Below are 370 nucleotides of genomic sequence, written 5' to 3'. Positions count from 1 at the left end.
CGCAACATGCTCGATCACTACGCGGCGAACCTGACCGGCGAGTTCGACCGCCTCAAGATGACCGCACCCCAAGGCCGATCGGTGCGAGAACTGTTGATCACCATGGGATTTGCTCCCGCCGTTGCCACCCGACTCGTCCACGTCGGCACCGCCGAAGACATCGACGGACTGCATAAGCACAGCGCCTACGGGTCGGTGTCCCTCGACCACGCCGACGCCGTCGTCCGCGGACTCACCCACATCGAATCCCGCGCCGGCGAACCCGTCACCCCCGAGCAACGCCGCGACCACACCCGAGCACTCGTCTCCCAAGCACTGTCCGGGATGAGTCCCGCCGAAATCGGCAAGCACGCACACCAACTCGGCAACA

At 65.4% G+C, this 370-nt stretch carries 1 pseudogene; it reads left to right on the top strand.

What is annotated here, in order from left to right:
• Positions 1 to 370: pseudogene (locus ACPXB3_RS22555) on the top strand (HNH endonuclease); the annotation flags it as partial.

Origin of the sequence: Gordonia sp. DT219 (assembly GCF_049847065.1) — a bacterium.
Taxonomy (GTDB): Bacteria; Actinomycetota; Actinomycetes; order Mycobacteriales; family Mycobacteriaceae; genus Gordonia.
Note: the sequence above shows the minus strand (reverse complement) of the source record. Positions and strands in the feature narration are given on the sequence as shown.